This is a genomic window from Actinacidiphila sp. bgisy160 (genome assembly GCF_965342435.1).
Lineage (GTDB): Bacteria > Actinomycetota > Actinomycetes > Streptomycetales > Streptomycetaceae > Actinacidiphila.
The window spans coordinates 17,509-35,267 of sequence record NZ_CBDRCM010000069.1 but is presented as its reverse complement, the minus strand read 5'-3'; the positions used below and the strand labels follow the sequence as shown (position 1 = coordinate 35,267).

Genomic DNA, 17,759 nt, shown 5'->3' with positions numbered 1-17,759 from the left:
GGCCGGACCACCGGCGCTACCGCCCCGCGGCGTCCCGCTCCACGACGGACGCCTGCCTCACGAGCGCGGCAGCCCCCATGTCCACGGGGCTGCCCGAGGCGACGACCGTGCTCGTGCCCTGCTTCTTGGCGGTCTGGGCGACGAACGCGCCCGCGAGCACGAGCGTGCCGCCGACGACCTGCGGCGTGCCGAGGTGCTCGCCGAGCAGCACCCAGGCGAAGACGGTGCCCACGACCGCCTCCAGGCAGGCGACGACGCCGGCCACCTGCGGGGACAGCCGTCGTACGGCGACCACACCGGTCAGGTAGGCGAGCACGGTGGCCACCAGCACGACCCAGCCGACGAGCAGGATCGCGGGCACGTCGGTCTCGCCGAGGGCCGCCTGCCGGGTGAGCACCGACCAGTCCATCGACCAGGGTCGGGAGACCGCGGTCAGCACGACGGCGCCGATGGTCAGGCCGTACGCGATGACGGCGACCGGGTCCGGCGCGTCGTCACCGTCGCTGCCGTGGTCGGCCAGGACGAAGTAGCTGACCTGGCAGCAGGCGGCGCCGAAGGCGAGCGCCAGGCCCAGCGGGTCGAAGGCGAGTCCGGACCACACCTCGACCACCGCGGCCATGCCGCCGACGGCGAGCACGACGCCGATCGCGGCGGCCTTGCTGACCGCCTTGCGCTGGACGAAACGCACCCAGCCGAGCAGCAGCGCCGGGCCGAGGAACTCCACGAGGATCGCGACGCCCACCGGGATGCGGGAGATGGCCGCGAAGTAGAGGGTCTGGACACCGGCGACGCCGAGCAGGCCGAAGCCGAGCAGCAGGCCCGGGCGGCGCAGCAGGAGGGCGCGGTGCCGCAGTACCACGGGGAGCATCACGAGTGTGGCGCCGGTCACGCGCAGCCACACCACGTGCAGCGGGTCGAGCCCCGCCTCGATCAGCGGCTTGGCCGCCACCCCCGAACCGCCGAACGCGAACGCGGAAACCAGCGCGAGCCAGAGCCCGGCGTTCCTCCCCTGAGACACATGCATCGGGCCATGATGTCAGCTCGCGACAGGACCGTCATCCCGGTGGCGGCTGTCGTTCTCGCCACGCGGCCGGGGTGGGCGCGCGGCCAGGACCTGCGGTTCGACCCCCGCCGACCTCAGCACCTGCGCCGCCCGGCTCCCCCCGTCGGAGACGAGCGCGGCGAGCAGGTCGGCGCCGTCCGCCCGGGGCGCGCCCCGCTCTCCGGCAAGGACCGCGGCCGCGCGCAGGGCCGCCGTGGCGGCGGGGCTCCAGCCCGCGGCGTCGACGGCGGTGAGCACGGTCCCGGCACCGGAGTCCTCCACGACACCCCGCCAAGCGATGCCGTAGCCGATGCTGCGCTGCGCGAGGTAGCCGAGGACGCGCGCCACCCGACCCCCGCCGGCCGCACCCGCCGATTCGTCGACCGCTTCCCGCGCCCGCAGGTCGGCCTCGAGGAGGGAGTGCAGAAGGTGGGCGGTGTCGGCCTGCCGGTCCCCGTCCCTCGTGGCGCGCCGCCGGGCCGCGGCGGTCACCGTGCGCAGCTCTGCCCCGAGCCGCGAGTCGTTCCATTGCACGCCCTCCACCCCATCAGGCGCACGGCCCGCGGGCATCGCCGCACGGTCCCATTCCGCCGTCCTGCGCTGGATGGGGGCACACCCGCTCCGCGTCCTCCTCAGGGATGACGGCGGCCTCAGGATGACCGCGGCCTCAGGATGACCGCGGCCTCAGGGATGACGGCGGCCCCGGAGCCGGCCCGGAATCGCCCCCGGGGCCGGTCGCCGAGGGCGGCTCAGTAGCGGACGTCGCTCTGCAGCAGGGGCGGGTAGACCGTGGACGTCTCGGCGTCGACCGTGGTGCCGGCGAACTGCAGTATCGCCCGCGTCGCTGCCGTGCAGGGGCGCCGGGTTCCGTGAGGTGCGCAGCGCACCGGCCTCCCGGACGGGCTCCGCGGCCTCATCGCCTCCCACGCCCGGCCCGGCCTGCGGACCGCGATCGACGGGCCGCTGCCGGGTACCGCCGCCGGTTCGGCGCCCCGCCCGGAAAGGTCGGCGTCCGCGACCGTGCGGGCCCCGGCCCGGCGGGCTCGCGACATCTGCCCTGGGGCCTCAGGGCCAGAGCAGCGTGCGCGTCCAGCCGCCGGGGGCGGCGGGGTCGCGGGTGTAGCGGAGCCGGACGTGGCCCTGGGCGGGTACGCCCTGCCAGAACTCGGCCTCGTCGGCGACGAGCCGGTAGACGGTGTGCCTCTCGGGCACGTCGTCGGGGTGCGCGGCGACATGTCCGGCGGCCCGGCGGCGGGCCTCCTCGTACGCGGCGCGCCCCTCCATCGGGGCGCTCATCACGCCCGTGAAGCCCGCGATCCGCGAGGCCTCGCGGCGGCCGAGGAAGTCGCGGCGGGCGGCGGCACGGTCCAGGATCTCGACCGGTCCGGTCACCCGGATCTGCCGGCCGTGCCGCGGCCAGTACCAGCTGAGGGCGGCGCGGGGGCGGTCGGCGAGGTTGCGGCCCTTGCGGCTGGCCGCGTCCGAGGCGAAGTCGAAGGCGGGGCGGTCGAGGTCGACGCCGCGGAGCATGAGCACCCGCGCCGAGGGCCGGCCGGAGGCGTCGGCCGTGCTGAGGGTCATGACGTGCGGCTCCGGGACGCCGTCGTCGAGCGCGTACGCCAGCCAGCGGGCGAACAGCGGCCCCGGTTCGGGCCCGGCAGTGGCGGGGTCGAAGGACGGTAGGGGCCCGGCCAGGACGGGCGCGGAGCGCATGCGCTCACGGAGGGCGTCGGCGGTCACGGGCGCCAGGTCGTCGGTCACGCCCCGATCCTGGCATGCGGCCGTCCGGCGCGCCGCGGATCCGCGGTGCGCCGGACGGCGGCGGTGGGGCCGGTCAGGCCGGGAGGTGGAACTGCTGGTTGGTACCGCCGGCGCAGGTCCATATCTGCAGCCGGGCGCCGTTGGCGGTGGACTTGTCGGTGACGTCCAGGCACTTGCCGGAGGCGGGGTTCACCAGGGTGTCCCCGCTGCCGCGCTGCCAGACCTGGGCGCCGGTGCCGTTGCAGTCGTACAGCTGGACCTTGGTGCCGTTGACGGTACCTGCGGCGGTGAGGTCCATGCACTTTCCGAGGGCGCGCAGGGTGCCGTCGGTGCCCACCGTCCACTGCTGGGCGCCGGTGCCGTTGCAGTCGTACATCTGGACGGCGGTGCCGTTGGCGCTGCTCGCGGCGGCGACGTCGACGCACTTGCCGCCGAGGCCGGTGATCTGGCCGGTGGAGCCGGTGGGCGGCGGGGTGGTGCCGCCGCCGGTCACGGTGTTGAAGACGGAGGAGAACTGCCAGGCGCTCTGCGGGGTGCCGCTGCAGCTGTCGGACAGCTGCCCGTTGGTGGCACACGCCTTGTCGCGGCCGAGCGCCCAGAAGGCGAGTTCCTGGATGCCCTTGGACTTGGCGAAGTCGGCGAGCGTGCCGGCGTCGCCGGTGGTGAAGATCTCGCTGGTGTCGTCGTTGACCCCGATCATCGGGGTGTTGCCCTCCATCGCCCACAGCTGGGCGTCGGACTTCTCCGGCCAGATGGCGCCGAGCTGGCCGCGCAGGGCGGTGGCGGCGTCGGTGGCCGCCTTGCCCATGTCGCGGGTCCCGTCGTAGTAGTCCATCGTCATGATGTTGACGAGGTTGACGTTCAGCCCGTTGCTCTTGGCGTTGGAGAGCAGCTTCGTCCCGTTGCCGTCCAGTCCGTTCGGCATGGACGGCAGGGTGTACTGGACGTCGAGCCTGCGCCCGGCGGCCGCGTACTCCTGCTGCAGCTGGGCGAGCGCCTTGTTGCGGCGGTCGTTGGCCGTGGTGTCGGCGATCGCGCTGCCCTCGATGTCGAGGTCGACGCGGGTGAGGTCGAGGGCGTCGACGACCTTCTTGTACTGGGCCTTGAGCGTGGACACGCTCGTACAGGACAGGCCGACCTCGGTGCCGGAGGCACCGCCGAAGGAGACGATGACGTCTCCGCCCGCGGCCCGCAGGGAGTTGACCGCGGAGGTCCAGCCGGCATCGGTCACGGGCGTGTCGCCGTTGAACAAGGCGTTGCAGCCGCCGCCGTCGATGACGAAGGCGAGCGTGAAGTACTTCAGGCCCGTCGCGTTGCGGGCGTTGGTCATCGCCGAGGGCGAGTTCCAGGTCTCGACGTAGGGCGCGGCGTAGTGGGCGGGGAATCCGGGGCCGGGGTTGGCGGCGGCGCTCGCGGAGCCGCCGGTGGCGACGACGGCGGTGGCGGCCATCGCGAGCACGGCAGGGGCCACTGCGAGGGCTCTGACGGCGGATCTCAGCACGGGACGGCTCCTTTGTGTACGCACCGGGGTGCGCGTCGTGGGGGGGCAAGCCGTTGGGGGTTGGTACCGGGGATGGGGCAGGGGTGGGGGGACATCCGTTCATGTAGGCGAACATCACCTCACTACATGAACAGCCGATGGTCGCAGAGGTTATGGACTAGACCAGCCTTGCGTCAAGACCCCCGCGCCACATGGTCGTTGGGGCACCGCGACGTCGGCGGCGGGGCCTGCGGACGTTCCTGGGGGCGGGGTCGCCGCCGCCCGCCGTGCGAACGGCGGCGACCCCGCCCGATGTCGTCCGGCCGGGGTCAGGGACCGGAGACGAGGTTGGCCACGTTGTTCGCGGAGTTGGACGGGCCTCCGCTGTTGTTGATGACGTGGCTGATCGTTCCCGTACCGCCGAGGGAGACCGTCACCATGTCGTGGAAACGGACCCCGGACACCGCCGGCGCCTCGAAGGCCCGATCGGCGACGACGGACGGGTTGACGTTGAAGTAGCAGTAACTGCCCAGGCCCCAGGCCTCGTGGCTGGTCACCGAGGGACTGACCTTGTAGGCGTCGTAGCCGCGCGCGGAGCCGTTCATCCATGCGGCCTGGCTGGGCGGGTCGTACGGCATCTCGTTCTGGAAGAAGTACGTGCGGCCGCCGTTGCCGTTCCAGATCACCTGGTGCTGCTGGTAGTGCTCCACGAACAGGCCGTACATCGTCACGTTCGTGCCGTTGACGATCAGGCCGTTGGCGGCGGTGTTGCTGTTCCAGCCCACCCCGCTGCCGTGGTCGGCGCGCCACAGCCACATGTGGTCACCGATGACGTCCGAGCTGTTGACCACCAGGCTCTGGGAGGCCTTGCCGACGCCCGCGCCGCCGATGCGGAAGAACACGTCGTGCAGCGAGGTCGGGTCGGCGGTGTGCCGGGCGGACGAACCGGCGGGGCCGACCTGCATCAGCGTCTGCGAGTTGGTGGTGCCCGCGTCGATGAGCAGTCCGGCGATCTTGACGCCGTCGACGTCGGCGACGTTCACCGCGGTGATGCCGTTGTCCGGGATGACGGTCGCCAGGCCCAGGCCCAGGACGACGGTGCCGGCGCGGTTGATGTCGAGCGTCTGGCTGAGGTGGTAGACGCCGGGCGTGAACAGCAGGTTCTTGCCCTGGGCGAGCGCGCCGTTGATGTCGCCGGCGGTGGCGCCGGGCTTGACGATGAAGAACTGGTCGATCGGCAGCGAACTGCCGGCCGGGCTGCCGCCCGCCCAGGTCGTGCCCTGGGTGTTGGTGCGCAGCGACGGCACGAAAACCTTGTAGGCGCCTGCCGAGTCGACGTACAGGAACGGCTTCTCCCGGGTCACCGGGGACTGCGCGACGGTGGTGTAGGGCGGGTTCGGGAAGCTGTTCGCGGGCGCGCCCACGTCTCCGACGAAGACCATGTTCCAGTTGGAGCCGGTCCAGCTGCCCCACTGGCTGTTCCGCGACAGCCACTGCTGCTGCGAGCCGGAGCGCACCTGGCCGTCGATCCTGGAGTCGGCGATCAGGCCGCCGCTGGACCAGCCGCCGTCGTCCAGCTGCAGGTTGCCGCGGACGTGCATCCGGCGGTACGGGGCCGCCTGCGAGACCGCCCAGCGGTCGGTGCCGCCGGACGGGTTGACGGAGAGGTTCTCCGCCGAGCGCCAGAAGTTCTGCGTGGCGTTGCCCTGGAACCAGTCGGCCTCGGCGTGGACCGCGCCGTCGATCGTCACGTCGTCCGGCGACAGGCCCAGGCCCGCGACCTGCGTGTAGAAGCCGACGTTGGCGTCGACGCTGTAGCTGCCGGGCTTGAAGAGCAGGGCGTAGCGCTGGGCGCCGAACTGGTTGGACTCCTGCTGTGCGAAGACCTGGTTGAGCCGGCCCTGGATGGCGGCCGACGACATCGACGGGTCGAAGACCGAGACATTCGGGCCGAAGTCGGGGGTGCCCGGCGGGTTCTGCGGGGCGTCGGCGGAGCCCAGGCTGAAGGACTGCGCGGCGGTGCCGTTGCAGGTGTACTGCTGGATGCGGGCGCTGTCGGCGGTCGAGGCGGCGGGCACGTCGAGGCACTTGCCGCTGTTGCGGTTCACGAAGTGGTAGGTCCCGCCGGCCTCCTCGACCGGCAGCCACTGCTGGTTGGCGCCACCCGAGTACGACCAGAGCTGGACCGGTGCGGCGTCCGCCGTGGAGACGTCGGTGACGTCCCAGGACTTGCTCGCGTCGTTGCGGTTGTCGACGCGGACGTACCCGTCGCTGGTCGCCTGGAACTGCCACTGCTGTGCGGCGGTGCCGTTGCAGGTGTACTGCTGGACCGCGGTGCCGTTGGCGGTGCCCGCGGCGGCGGCGTCGACGCATTTGCCGCTGTGCTTGGCTGCGACGGTCACCCAGCCGGTGGGGAGGGAGGCGGCCTGGGCCTGCGGGGCCGTCAGCACGACGGCGGACAGACCCGAGGCGAACAGCGCGCCGAGCGCGAGCGGTACGACGCGGCGCCGGACCCGGCCGCGTCCGGGGACGTCGCGGGGCGGCGCTCCGAGAGTTCTCATGGATGACTCCTGTGCCGCGCGGGGCGCGGCGCCGTGGGGGGTGTGCGCGGACATGCCGAAGCGGGTGAGGGCATGGCGTGGCATGACGGAAGCGGGGGTGGGCCGGACGCACGCGCCCGGCCATGCGACAGCGGCTCAAAGGTCGGAACCGACCTTTCTTCACGGCGTGAAGTTAGGCTTTCGCAGCGGACACGTCAAGAGGTCGCGCTATGGATTCCGAACACCGCCGCAAGCGCGTCACGGCGCCGGTTCACCGGCGATGCCAGGAATCCGCGCAGTTGGCGGCCGGTGCGGCGCGGTACCACCGGCCGGCTCCGGCGCTTCCGCGCGGGACAACACTTGAACGCGCCGCGCCGGTCAGGCCGTTCCCCCGGGCCCGCGCCGCCGGACAACCCACCCGGGCCCGCTGATCAACGACCGTCACCTGAACGAACATTACTGGTCTGTACCAAAGTCTTGACTGGGGCCTTCCTTCACTCCTTAAATCACGAGTTGACGAAGGCCTCCCCACCGCCTCCCCCCACCCCGCTCCCCCACCGGCGCCCCCCACACGCGCCCGCCGACCGGGAAGGACCTCCCCCCCATGACCCGTGCCACGACCGCCGCGAGGCGCGTCGCCGCCCGCCTGTTACTGCTGCTCGCCGTCCTCCTGGGGGCCGTCGCGGCCCCGGCCACGTCCGCCCCCGCCGCCGCCCCCTTCAAGGTGCTGGCGTTCTACAACGGCACCTGGGACGCGGCCCACATCGACTTCGTCAAGGAAGCCAACCAGTGGTTCCCGCAGGCCGGGGCCGCAGGCGGCTTCACGTACACCTCGACGACCAACTGGAACCTGCTGACGGACGCAAGCGCCCTCGAGCAGTACCAGGTCGTCCTGTTCCTCGACGACGCCCCGCAGACCTCCGCCCAGCGCTCCGGCTTCGAGGCGTACATGCGCGGCGGCGGCGCGTGGATGGGCTTCCACGTCTCGGCCTGGACCGACAACGCGCAGAGCTGGCCCTGGTACTACAACCAGTTCCTCGGCAGCGGGAACTTCCGTTCCAACACCTGGGGACCCACGACCGCCGTGCTGCGCGTGGAGGACCGCACCCACCCCTCCACCTCGCACCTGCCGGCGACGTTCACCTCGTCGGTGAGCGAGTGGTACAGCTGGAACAACGACCTGCGCACCAACCCGGACATCGACATCCTGGCCTCCGTCGACCCGGTCAGCTTTCCCCTGGGCACCGACCCCGACCAGTCGTGGTACAGCGGCTACTACCCGATCCTGTGGACCAACACCAAGTACCGCATGCTTTATGCCAACTTCGGCCACAACGCGATGAACTACGACACGAACACCGGGCTGTCGTCGACCTTCGCCGACGCCACCCAGAACACCTTCCTCCTCGACGGCCTCAAGTGGCTCGGTACCGGCTCCACCGGCGACCCCGCCCCCACCGACCCGATCTCCGAGACGTCCTGGTACTCCCTGGTCAACGCCGGCAGCGGCCGCTGCGTGGACGCCCGCGCCGCCGCCACCGCCAATGGCACCGCGATCCAGCAGTACACCTGCAACTCCACCACCGCCCAGGACTTCCGCGTGCTGTCCACCGACAGCGGCTACACGCGCCTGGCCGCCCGCAACGACACCACGAAGGCCGTGGACGTCACGGACGTCTCCACCGCCGACAACGCCCCGCTGCAGCTGTGGACGTACGGCGGCGGCGGCGCCAACCAGCAGTGGAAGCCCGTCGCCGAGTCCGCGGGCCGCTACCACTTCACCGCCCGCCACAGCGGCAAGTGCCTGACCGCCCCCACCGCAGACCCGAGCGGCACCCAGCTGGTCCAGCGCCCCTGCGACGGTTCCGCCGCGCAGTCCTTCCAGCTCGTCGTCCGTCCCTGACCCGGACGACGGGATCCCGGTGCCGCCCCGCCCCCACAAGGGCCGGGGCGGCGCCGCGGCATCAGCGAAGGCCGCCGCGTGGCGGGCGGCCCAGGCGGCGATGGTCCGCGCCGGGCGCCCGAGCAGCGTGACGACGCCGGGTCCGGCCCGCCGCTCGGCGGGCAGCGGCTCTCCCAGGATGTCCAGGGTGCCGTCCGCCACCGGCGCGGGCACGAAGCGCAGCGTCCCGGCACGTGCCTCCGCGCGGCTCGACGAAACGCAGCGCGGTGCCCAGTTCCCGGCCGAGCACCTCCGCCTGCCGGCGCGAGGAGACCGCTTCGGGCCCGGTCAGCACGTAGCTCCGGCCGGCGTGGGCACCTCGCGGAGGACGACCGCGGCGGCTTCGGCGGCATCCACGGGTTCGACGACCGGCAGCGCCACGTCCGCGAAGGGCGCGGCCACCGTACGGGCACCGCACCTGGTCCGCCCACGCCGGGGCGCTGGAGGCGAGGCCGCCCGACCGCGGGACCGTCCGGTCCACGCCGGAGCCGCGAACCGCGGCCTCGCAGACCCGCAGTGGTTCGTGGGAGACCGCGTCCGGCCGGGTTCCGGCGGCCCGGGAGGAGAGCAGCACGATGCGTCGCACCCCGCTGTCCCGGACGGCCGCCACGAGGTCGTGCGGCCGCGGTTGCGAGTTGCGACCGCGGCCGTTGCGCGCCGCCGTCGCCCTCATGGCGGGCAAGCTCGAGGACGCCGCCACCGCCGCGCTGAACGAGTCGCCGCGCGAGTTCGCCGGTCACGTCGGGTAGCCGCCCAGCAGCCTCGCGGCAGCCCGGGACGACGCGGAAGCCGGGGACGACGCGGAAGCCGGGGACGACGCGGAAGCCGGGGACCGCGGGTGGCGTGACCGCCGCGGCCCCCGGCGCCCGCCGCCTAACGCAGGACCGCGTCGGCGCTCTTGTCCCCCACCGTGAAGGTGTACCTCCCGCGCTCGACCCGCGGCGTTCCCGCGCCGTCGATGTCGCCCGGCGTCACGGCGAGCGCGCCGCGCACGAAGTCGAGCCGCACGGTCCGCTTCTCGCCCGCCTTCAGATGCACCTTGGTGAAGGCGACCAGCTTGCGCGCCGGCCACAGCACCTGGCTGACCGCCCGCGAGGCGTAGACCGGGACCACCAGGTCACCGTCGCGTGCACCGGTGTTGGCGACGGTCACCTTGACGCCCTTGGCATCGGCGGTGAGGGCGTCGTAGGAGTACGTCGTGTAGGACAGGCCCGCCCCGAAGGGATAGAGCGCGTCGTAGGACGACTCCAGGCCGCCGTTCGTGCCCGGCAGCTGCTGGTAGTACAGGGGTTCGTTGCCGATGTCCTTCGGCCACGAGACGGGCAGTCGCCCGCTCGGGTTGACCTTGCCGAACAGCACGTCGGCGACGGCGCCGCCGCCCTCGGTGCCGGGCAGCCAGGACATCAGCAGGCCGTCGGTGCCCGCCGCGTCGCCCAGGACCAGCGGACGGCCCGCGACGACCACGGTGACGACCGGCTTTCCGCTCGCCTTCAGCGCCTTGACCAGCGCCTGCTGGTCGGCCGACAGCTCGGGCCGGGGGCTGTCCGCGGCGCCCTCGGCGGCGGCCTTCTCGCCGACCACGACGACGGTCAGGTCGGCGTTCTTCGCCTGCGCCACCGCGTCGTCCGCGGAGGTGGCCCGTACGACGTCGGCGCCGGCGGGGGCCGCCGCGCGGATGCCCTCCAGAATGGTCGTGCCGGGCAGTTCGACGCCCTCGGGCACGCCCTGCCAGCCGATCGTCCAGCCGCCGGCCTGGTCGTTGATGTCGTCCGCGTACGAGCCCGCCACCACGATCCGCCGCGCCTGCGCGCGCACCGGCAGCACGCCGCCCTCGTTGCGGAGCAGCACCTGCGACTCGGCCGCGGCCTGCCGCGCGAGTGCGGTGTCGACGCCGAGTACCGCCTTGTCGGCCTTGGCGGGGTCCACGTAGGGGTGCTCGAAGAGACCGAGCTCGAACTTCATGCGCAGAATGCGCCCGACGGCCTCGTCGATGCGCCGTGTCGACACCAGGCGGCGGTCGACGGCCGTCTTGAGGCCCGTGCTCCACTCCTTGGCGAAGTACGGCTCCATCGCCATGTCGAGGCCCGCGTTGACGGCGAGGGCGATCGCCTCCGGGTAGTCAGCGGCGATCTTGTAGCGGGTCTGGAGGGCGCGCACGTCCTCCCAGTCGCTGACGGTGACGCCCTTGAAGCCCCACTGCTGGCGCAGCACCTTCGTCAGCAGGTACTTCGACGCGGTGGCCGGTACGCCGTTGACGGCGCCGGAGTTGACCATCACGGTCTTGGCGCCGGCCTGGACCGCCTGCCGGTAGGAGGGCAGGAGGGTGTCCTGGAGGTAGCGGATGGAGACGTCGGCGGGCACGCGATCGTGGCCGTTGGAGGGTTCGGAGTAGCCTCCGTAGTGCTTGACGCTGGCGGCGACGCGCTTGGACCCGCCGGCGTGCTCGATGCCCGTCACGGCCGAGCCGGCCAGGGTGCCCGCGAGCAGCGGGTCCTCGCCGTAGGTCTCGTAGTAGCGGCCCCACCGCTGGTCGCGGGCGAGGTCGGCGACGGGGGCGAAGTTCCAGTCGATGCCGGTGGCGGCGACGGCGCGGGCGGTCGCCGCGGCGGAGTCCTTGACCGTGCCCGGGTCCCAGGTGGCGCCGAGGCCGATCTGGTGCGGGAAGATCGTGGCGCCGAGCACGTTGTTGTGCCCGTGGACGGCGTCCACGCCGTACAGGATGGGGATGTGCAGGCGCGTGTTGGTGACGGCGTACTTCTGCACGGCGTTGACCATCTTCGCCCAGTCCTGGGGCGTGTTCTTCGCCGGCGTCATGCCGCCGCCGGAGATCACCGAGCCGACGGGGTAGTCGGCGAGGACGGTCTTCATGCAGCTCTCGTTGAGCTCCCCGCCGCTCCACTCGCAGTCGCCCTGGATGCGGGCGACCGCGATCTGGTCCATCTGACCGATCTTCTCCTGCAGGGTCATGCGCCCCAGCAGGTCCTTGACGCGCAAGTCCACGGGCGCGCCGGCCCGGGTGTAGACGGGCCCGTCGGCGCGGGCGGGGACGGAGGCGACCGCGGCGGCGCAGGCGGCCGCGGTCGAGAGGACGAGGAGACTTCTCAACCGGTTGCGGTTTCTCCACCGGTCGCGGATGAGGCGTGCGCGCGGTTCGTTCGCTGGCATAGCAGGCATCCCGTTCCTGTCCGGGCCCTTCCGGGCACTGGCCGTAAACGTTTCCGGCTGCTGTCGCACCCGACAGACTGACGCTGCCATGACATATCGTCAAGACTGTGACCGTGCCGCGAATCCAAGAGGACCCCTCGTCCGCGTCCCCGCCCGGGACCGGTCCCGCGATCACCCTGCGGGAACTCGCCCGGCGCAGCGGCGTGTCCACCGCGACCGTCTCGCGCGCCCTCAACGGCCGGGCCGAGGTCAGCCAGACCACCCGCGAGCGCATCCGGCGGCTGGCCGGCGAACTGGGCTACGCGCCCAACGAGCCCGCCCGCACCCTGGTGCGGCGCCGTTCCGACACCATCGGCCTGCTGTGGGACACCGGGCACGAGTCGCGCGGCCTCCACCACCCCTACCTGCAGGGCCTGCTGAGTTCCGTGCGCACCGCCCTGTCCGACGCGGGCTACCACCTCATGCTGCTCACCACGGCCGGGCCGCAGGACGCGGAGTCGACGTACGTGCAGGCCGTGCGGCGGCACAGCCTGGAGGGGGTGATCGCGATGGGCCGGCCCGCCGACGACCGCGCCCTGCGCGCGCTGGCGGCCTCGGACATCCCCTGCGCCGGGCTCGACGTCACCCTGGACGGCCCACGCACGGTCGGCGTCGCCTCCGACAACACCGGCGGCGCGGAGGCGGCCGTCGCCCACCTGCACTCCCTCGGTCACCGCCGGATCGCCACCGTCACCGGCCCGCCGGAGCTCACCCCCGCCGCCCAGCGGCTGGCCGGTTTCCGTGCCGCCTGCGCTCGCCTGGGACTTGCGGTGCCCCGGGAGTACGTCGTCGCCGGGGACTTCTTCCTCGACAGCGGGCGCCACGCGGTCCGCCGACTGCTCGCCCTGCCCGATCCGCCGACCGCCCTGTTCGCCGCCGGCGACATGATGGCGATCGGCGCCCTGCACGCCGTCGCCGACGCGGGCCTGTCCGTCCCCCGGGACCTGGCGGTCGTCGGCTTCGACGACATCGACGCGGCCACCCTCGTGCGCCCCGCGCTCACCACGGTCGCCCAGGACCACCGCGCCCTCGGCACCGCGGCCGTCGCGGCGCTGTGCGAGTTGCTCGGCCCGGAGGCCGTACGTCCGCTCCCGCCGCGCGTCCTGCCGACGCGGCTGGTCGTGCGCGGGACGTGCGGGGCCGGCCGGGCGCCCGCCGCGGTTCAAGATCCCGCACAGGATACGGAAGAGGCCGAACCGGACGGCCCATAGGGAGTCCCCACGAGTGCCCGTGCCCATAGGCGCCGCACACACGACGCCGGTGGCCCGGGACGCGCGCATCCCGGGCCACCGGCGCACGAGGGAGTGTCAGTCCTCGTCGGCGAGGATCAGGTAGAGCTTCTTGCGGGCCTCGTTGACCACGGCCAGCGCCTTGTCGCGCTGCTCGGGCGTACCGGTCGCCCAGACCTGCCGGAAGGCGTCGACCAGGCCGGCGCCCGCCTTGCGGATCTCGTTCATGGCCTCCCAGTCGATGCCGCGCCCGGCCTCCTCCCAGGGGGCTTCGGACCCCGCCTCGGCCTCGGCACGTCCGGCCTCGGTGAGCGTGAAGAGCTTCTTGCCGCCCTCCGACGCACTGCTGATCAGGCCCTCGTCCTCCAGCAACTGCAACGTCGGGTAGACCGAGCCGGGGCTCGGCTTCCACGCGCCGCCGCTGCGCTCGGCGATCTCCTGGATCATCTCGTAGCCGTGCATGGGCCGGTCGGCGAGCAGCGCCAGGATCGAGGCGCGCACGTCGCCGCGGCGCGCCCGGCCCCGCGGGCCTCCCCTGCCGCCCCGCCCGCCGTGCCACGGCCCGGGCCCCCAGGGCCCCCCGCCGAACGGCGGTCCGAAGGGCCCGAACGCCGCGCGCCGCCCCTCCTGCTCGTGCTCGCCGCGGTGGTGATGGCCGGGCCCAAAGTGTCCATGTCCATGGGAACGCATGGTGACGCTCCTTCCATCATCGTACGGTCGCGATGCTTCAACGATATATCGGTAACTGTCGCAAGGCAAGGCCGTCCATCTGGGGCGCGTGTGTCCTGTCTCACTCATGGACTTCGATCCGAGTGTGGTGGGGATCAGCTCGCAGCCGTTCTGGCTGCACTGGCATGACGGCGAGCGGGAGCGTCGGCACGCTCCGGACTACTTCGTGCGCCGCGCGGATGGCTCCGCGATGGTCGTCGATGTTCGTGCGGACGACCGGATCGAGCCGAAGGACGCCGAAGCGTTCGAGGTGACGCGTCTGGTCTGTGCCCAGGCCGAGTGGAGGTTCGAGCGGTTGGGGATACCGGACGCGGTGCTGCTGGCGAATGTCCGGTGGCTGTCGCGCTACCGGCACCCACGGTGTTTGCATGACCCGGCCGCGACCCGGCTCCGGGAGACCTTCGCGACCCGGGGACCGCTCATGGCGGGGGCGGACGCGGCCGGAGACCGGCTGTCGACGCTGCCCGTGCTGTTTCACCTCCTCTGGCTCCAGGAGCTGACCCCCGAGGACATGACGGCCGAGTTGCTGGGGCCGCGCACGATCGTGCACTTGGCCAGTGGAGTCGGCCGGTGACCGGGAAGAGGCGGGTGCCGCCGGCCTCCCGGACGCCACCGGGTCGGCTCGCACCTGCCGCTCGATCGGTGCACGGCCATCTGGGCCATTTAGCGAAGTGCCGGCGAGTGCGCCCGGCGAGCTTATGCAGATCGATTCCACACCGATGGACGTGCTGGTGAGACTGCAACCGCCCTTTTCGCTGGCGCTCCGAACCTTGCAGGCAAGCCTCCTACGAGGCCTGGTGGGCCAGGGGGCAGTGCGGACACTGCGGGCAGGATCCGCAGCAGAGGACAAGCTCCTCACGCGGAAGTCGGTGCCAGCCGGTGTGGTGTTCCCGCATTTACCGCGCCGCGACCCACCGTGAACGTCTCAGGGCCCTCCCCGCGTTCCACCCCTACTACCGCTGCTGAGCCTGAGTACAGCGTGCTCACATTCCGAGCAACCGGGGCGTTGCGTTCACCCCGGCGGTCCGGCCAGGGCCTTGATGGCCGGGCGGAGCAACGCGGCGATGTGATCCGCAGAGGCCTCGCGAAGCGCGGCCAGGCCGAGGAGCTGGTGGCCGATGGTCACGCCCAGCAACGCGGTGACAACCAGTGCGGCGCGCAGTTCGGGATCCTCGGCGGCGGGCATGGCGGCACCGACACTGTCGATCTGCCGGCCGAGAGCGGCACGGACGTGATCGGCTGCAGCCTGGTCGGTGAGCATCGACCGCATCATCGCCAGCGTGCCCTCGGGCAGACCACCGAGCTTGAGGCCGAGGGAGGCCAGCAACTGATCGACGAGCTCGTCGGTGTCAGTTGCCGTCAGCGGGGCGGGCAACGCCTGCACGGCTTGGCTGAACAGCTCCCGCTTCGAGCCGAAGTACTGCATGACGAGAGCCGGATCAACGCTCGCCGCAGCGGCCACGGCGCGAATGGTGGTGCGCTCGAATCCCTTCTCGGCGAACAACTCCCGGGCGCTGTCGAGGATGCGCACCTCGGTCGCTCGGCGTCGGTCGGCGCGGGACTGGCGAGAAGTGGACACCGATTCACTCTACAGGCGTTGACCGAACGTCCGGCCGACCCTACGGTGATTGGGTCAACAAGCGTTGAGTGAATGGAATAACCCCCGTGTCATCTCTTGATACACCTGCTGTTCGCACCCCACACGAGGTGCTGACCTGCTACTACCAAGCCATGCTCGACAAGTCCCCGGACGATCTCGCCGATCTCTACTCCATCGACGCAGTGCACGAGTTCCCGTTCGCCTCACCCGGATTCCCCCCGAGCTTCGAGGGTCGTGAGGCCGTGCGCGGCGGATACCGGGCAGCCTGGGGCGCCAGTCCCGTCCAGGTGGAGGAGGTCAGCAGGGTCGCGGCCTACGAGACCGCCGATCCCGAAGTGATCGTCGCCGAGCATGTCGTGGTGGGAACGCTGCCCGCCAAGGCCACCACGTTCACCGTCCCCGGCCTCCTGATACTCCACGTCCGCAACGGACTGATCACACGAGTCCGCGACTACATGGACGGCTCAGGAGTCGCCAGCGCCAGGGCGTGACGGCCCGACCAGTGCAGCGGCGGCCCGACCTGGGACCGGACAGCACTCAGCCTGTTCGGTCCCGGCCCCACGAGATCTGTCTCAACGAATCAAGTCCTCGCGTCTCACCCAATCCAGTCCACGCAGGTCAGCGCAAGGGTGGACGACTGACTTCGTTGAGACAGGACACGCGCGTGACCTGTTGTCCCGTCTCTGTCGATCTGGTCCCCTGTCTCAAGCGAACTGCTCCGATTCGCTCGTCGTCTCAGGTGATCTGGCCCGTTGACGCTGCTCATGTCACGCGAGACCTCGACCCGCACGCGGTGGAACCGTGAACGGCACGCGCCAATATGGTGGGCCGATGACGTCGATCAAGAAGTTCCAAGTCACCTTCGACTGCGCAGAACCTGAGCGCCTCGCCCGTTTCTGGTGCGAGGTGCTGGGGTACGTCATACCGCCGCCGCCGGAGGGGTTTGTCAATTGGGATGACTTCAAGAGCTCGCAGCCACCTGCGCAGCGGGATTCATGGTTCGCCTGCATTGATCCCTCAGGTGTGGGCCCGCGGCTGTACTTCCAGCGCGTCCCCGAAGGGAAGGCCGTCAAGAACCGGGTTCATCTTGATGTGCGGGTCGGCACCGGACTCGTGGGTGAAGAGCGCCTGGCCGCGCTTGAGGCCGAATGCGCACGGTTGGTCCCGCTTGGCGCGGTACACGTGCAGACGCTGTACGACGGCAACGATGCGTGCATCCCGATGCTGGACATCGAGGGTAACGAGTTCTGTATCGACTGAGGGCCGTGAACGTGTCCCCGTACGAGAGAACCTGGTCTGTGGTCTCAAGTGATCTGGTTCTCGTGGTGTACGGAACGGGTGGTCGCTCGATGGGGTGACGCCTTCTGTGTCTGGGCATGGCCTCACGCCGGGTGGCCGACGCTCACAGCGAGGCGCATGGGCGTCGGGGAGGTGGCCGTGAGCGAGCCTGCGCGGTCGGGAGCCGCCTGGGAGTACGCGTCGGACGTCAGGTGGGGTGCGCCGGCGTCGACGGGGTTGGACGGCTTGGTTCACTGGCCCGCTACTGGGATGAACCTTTCGAACCTGCCGTCCCGGTCCGGAAGTTCATCGCGTTCGAGGGGCAGAAGAACTTCACGGGTGACTACTGGGCGGCGACCTCGCGTGACCTGGTGGGTTACGAGTCGTGGGTGGAGCGGGATGCAGCGACGGCCCTGGACTTCAACCTCGGCTGGAAGCTCGCCGCCGCGGTGAACGGCTGGGCGCCGGAGGGCCTGCTGGACAGCTGTCACGCCGAACGGCATCCGGTCGCCGCCGACGTGCTGGACAACACCCGCGCGCGGATGCAGCTGCTGTCGACCGAGCCGGGTCCCCAGGCGGTGCGCCGGCTGCTGGCGGAGCTGATGGACCTCGAGGAGGTGAACCGGCGTCTGATCGAGAAGATCACCGCGATCGCGGTCCGCTACGACTTCGGTGAGGGCCACGAACTGCTCGGGCCGGCGGCTGCGGGACGTGGGACTGAGGCGGGGGGCGGCTGTACGAGCTGATGCACGGCGGCCGCGGTCTGCTGCTCGACCGGCGCGAGCAGGATCCGGACACCGTGCCGTCCTACGATCAGGGCGTCATCGAGGGCGACGAACACGTGGACCCAGCAGCCATCCGCTCCCCGTCGAGCAGCGGTGCCGCACCCGGAGCGCTCCGCAGTCGCCGTAGGCGACGGCCCGGCCGGTTGGCGTCCGTGGCGCCCGGGACCGA

15 protein-coding genes and 1 pseudogene are annotated in these 17,759 nt (G+C 71.7%); 7 read left to right on the top strand and 9 right to left on the bottom strand.

Going from position 1 to position 17,759, the window contains the following annotated elements:
• Positions 1-16 precede the first annotated feature (16 nt).
• The 6 genes from ACRWNP_RS33265 to ACRWNP_RS33240 all read right to left on the bottom strand — a co-directional run bounded on the left by ACRWNP_RS33265 (position 17) and on the right by ACRWNP_RS33240 (position 6,844).
• Positions 17-1,024, bottom strand: a complete 1,008-nt coding sequence (locus ACRWNP_RS33265) for an EamA family transporter (protein WP_431968065.1) — start codon at positions 1,022-1,024, stop codon at positions 17-19.
• Positions 1,025-1,036: 12 nt separating this feature from the next.
• On the bottom strand, positions 1,037-1,612 hold the full coding sequence (locus ACRWNP_RS33260; RefSeq protein WP_431968063.1) for a Clp protease N-terminal domain-containing protein: 576 nt from the start codon (positions 1,610-1,612) through the stop codon (positions 1,037-1,039).
• A 179-nt stretch (positions 1,613-1,791) separates the two neighbouring features.
• Entirely contained in the window at positions 1,792-1,929 is a 138-nt protein-coding gene (locus ACRWNP_RS33255; protein WP_431968061.1) for a hypothetical protein, read from the bottom strand.
• A gap of 178 nt (positions 1,930-2,107) precedes the next feature.
• Positions 2,108-2,803 carry a pyridoxine/pyridoxamine 5'-phosphate oxidase gene (locus ACRWNP_RS33250; RefSeq protein WP_431968059.1) on the bottom strand — a complete coding sequence of 232 codons (696 nt, stop codon included), beginning with the start codon at positions 2,801-2,803 and terminating at the stop codon, positions 2,108-2,110.
• A 73-nt stretch (positions 2,804-2,876) separates the two neighbouring features.
• Positions 2,877-4,304, bottom strand: coding sequence for an RICIN domain-containing protein (locus tag ACRWNP_RS33245; RefSeq protein WP_431968057.1), 1,428 nt, complete (start codon positions 4,302-4,304; stop codon positions 2,877-2,879).
• A gap of 308 nt (positions 4,305-4,612) precedes the next feature.
• Positions 4,613-6,844 (bottom strand): RICIN domain-containing protein, encoded by a 2,232-nt coding sequence (locus ACRWNP_RS33240; RefSeq protein WP_431968055.1) that lies wholly within the window; start codon positions 6,842-6,844, stop codon positions 4,613-4,615.
• Between the two features lie 583 nt (positions 6,845-7,427).
• Here ACRWNP_RS33240 and ACRWNP_RS33235 point away from each other — a divergent pair.
• Positions 7,428-8,726 (top strand): ThuA domain-containing protein, encoded by a 1,299-nt coding sequence (locus tag ACRWNP_RS33235; protein ID WP_431968053.1) that lies wholly within the window; start codon positions 7,428-7,430, stop codon positions 8,724-8,726.
• A gap of 614 nt (positions 8,727-9,340) precedes the next feature.
• Positions 9,341-9,514 carry a hypothetical protein gene (locus ACRWNP_RS33230; protein ID WP_431968051.1) on the top strand — a complete coding sequence of 58 codons (174 nt, stop codon included), beginning with the start codon at positions 9,341-9,343 and terminating at the stop codon, positions 9,512-9,514.
• Positions 9,515-9,638: 124 nt separating this feature from the next.
• On the opposite strand, the gene ACRWNP_RS33225 is transcribed toward ACRWNP_RS33230, so the two are convergent.
• A complete protein-coding gene (locus tag ACRWNP_RS33225) occupies positions 9,639-11,930 on the bottom strand; it encodes a glycoside hydrolase family 3 N-terminal domain-containing protein (protein ID WP_431968049.1) in 2,292 nt (763 codons plus the stop codon).
• A gap of 107 nt (positions 11,931-12,037) precedes the next feature.
• Here ACRWNP_RS33225 and ACRWNP_RS33220 point away from each other — a divergent pair, with 107 nt between their 5' ends.
• Positions 12,038-13,180, top strand: a complete 1,143-nt coding sequence (locus ACRWNP_RS33220; RefSeq protein ID WP_431968047.1) for a LacI family DNA-binding transcriptional regulator — start codon at positions 12,038-12,040, stop codon at positions 13,178-13,180.
• A 96-nt stretch (positions 13,181-13,276) separates the two neighbouring features.
• On the opposite strand, the gene ACRWNP_RS33215 is transcribed toward ACRWNP_RS33220, so the two are convergent.
• A complete protein-coding gene (locus tag ACRWNP_RS33215) occupies positions 13,277-13,888 on the bottom strand; it encodes a PadR family transcriptional regulator (protein WP_431968045.1) in 612 nt (203 codons plus the stop codon).
• 106 nt (positions 13,889-13,994) lie between these two features.
• Here ACRWNP_RS33215 and ACRWNP_RS33210 point away from each other — a divergent pair, with 106 nt between their 5' ends.
• The gene (locus ACRWNP_RS33210; protein ID WP_431968043.1) at positions 13,995-14,501 is read left to right on the top strand and encodes a TnsA-like heteromeric transposase endonuclease subunit; all 507 of its coding nucleotides are present in this window, start codon (positions 13,995-13,997) and stop codon (positions 14,499-14,501) included.
• 438 nt (positions 14,502-14,939) lie between these two features.
• Here ACRWNP_RS33210 and ACRWNP_RS33205 read toward each other — a convergent pair whose 3' ends face one another.
• Entirely contained in the window at positions 14,940-15,458 is a 519-nt protein-coding gene (locus ACRWNP_RS33205; RefSeq protein WP_431968041.1) for a TetR family transcriptional regulator, read from the bottom strand.
• A 134-nt stretch (positions 15,459-15,592) separates the two neighbouring features.
• Between ACRWNP_RS33205 and ACRWNP_RS33200 the strand changes: the two genes are divergently transcribed.
• The 3 genes and pseudogenes from ACRWNP_RS33200 to ACRWNP_RS33190 all read left to right on the top strand — a co-directional run.
• The gene (locus tag ACRWNP_RS33200) at positions 15,593-16,018 is read left to right on the top strand and encodes a nuclear transport factor 2 family protein (RefSeq protein WP_431968039.1); all 426 of its coding nucleotides are present in this window, start codon (positions 15,593-15,595) and stop codon (positions 16,016-16,018) included.
• 340 nt (positions 16,019-16,358) lie between these two features.
• A complete protein-coding gene (locus ACRWNP_RS33195; RefSeq protein WP_431968037.1) occupies positions 16,359-16,787 on the top strand; it encodes a VOC family protein in 429 nt (142 codons plus the stop codon).
• 437 nt (positions 16,788-17,224) lie between these two features.
• A pseudogene (locus tag ACRWNP_RS33190) lies at positions 17,225-17,583 on the top strand (FAD-dependent monooxygenase); the annotation flags it as partial.
• Positions 17,584-17,759: the final 176 nt, after the last annotated feature.

Excerpts from the sequence above, each read along its gene's own strand:
- ACRWNP_RS33265 (WP_431968065.1), bottom strand. The coding sequence starts at position 1,024 with ATGCATGTGTCTCAGGGGAGGAACGCCGGGCTCTGGCTCGCGCTGGTT.
- ACRWNP_RS33260 (WP_431968063.1), bottom strand. The coding sequence starts at position 1,612 with ATGCCCGCGGGCCGTGCGCCTGATGGGGTGGAGGGCGTGCAATGGAAC.
- ACRWNP_RS33240 (WP_431968055.1), bottom strand. The coding sequence starts at position 6,844 with ATGAGAACTCTCGGAGCGCCGCCCCGCGACGTCCCCGGACGCGGCCGG.
- ACRWNP_RS33235 (WP_431968053.1), top strand. The coding sequence starts at position 7,428 with ATGACCCGTGCCACGACCGCCGCGAGGCGCGTCGCCGCCCGCCTGTTA.
- ACRWNP_RS33230 (WP_431968051.1), top strand. The coding sequence starts at position 9,341 with ATGCGTCGCACCCCGCTGTCCCGGACGGCCGCCACGAGGTCGTGCGGC.
- ACRWNP_RS33225 (WP_431968049.1), bottom strand. The coding sequence starts at position 11,930 with ATGCCAGCGAACGAACCGCGCGCACGCCTCATCCGCGACCGGTGGAGA.
- ACRWNP_RS33215 (WP_431968045.1), bottom strand. The coding sequence starts at position 13,888 with ATGCGTTCCCATGGACATGGACACTTTGGGCCCGGCCATCACCACCGC.
- ACRWNP_RS33210 (WP_431968043.1), top strand. The coding sequence starts at position 13,995 with ATGGACTTCGATCCGAGTGTGGTGGGGATCAGCTCGCAGCCGTTCTGG.
- ACRWNP_RS33195 (WP_431968037.1), top strand. The coding sequence starts at position 16,359 with ATGACGTCGATCAAGAAGTTCCAAGTCACCTTCGACTGCGCAGAACCT.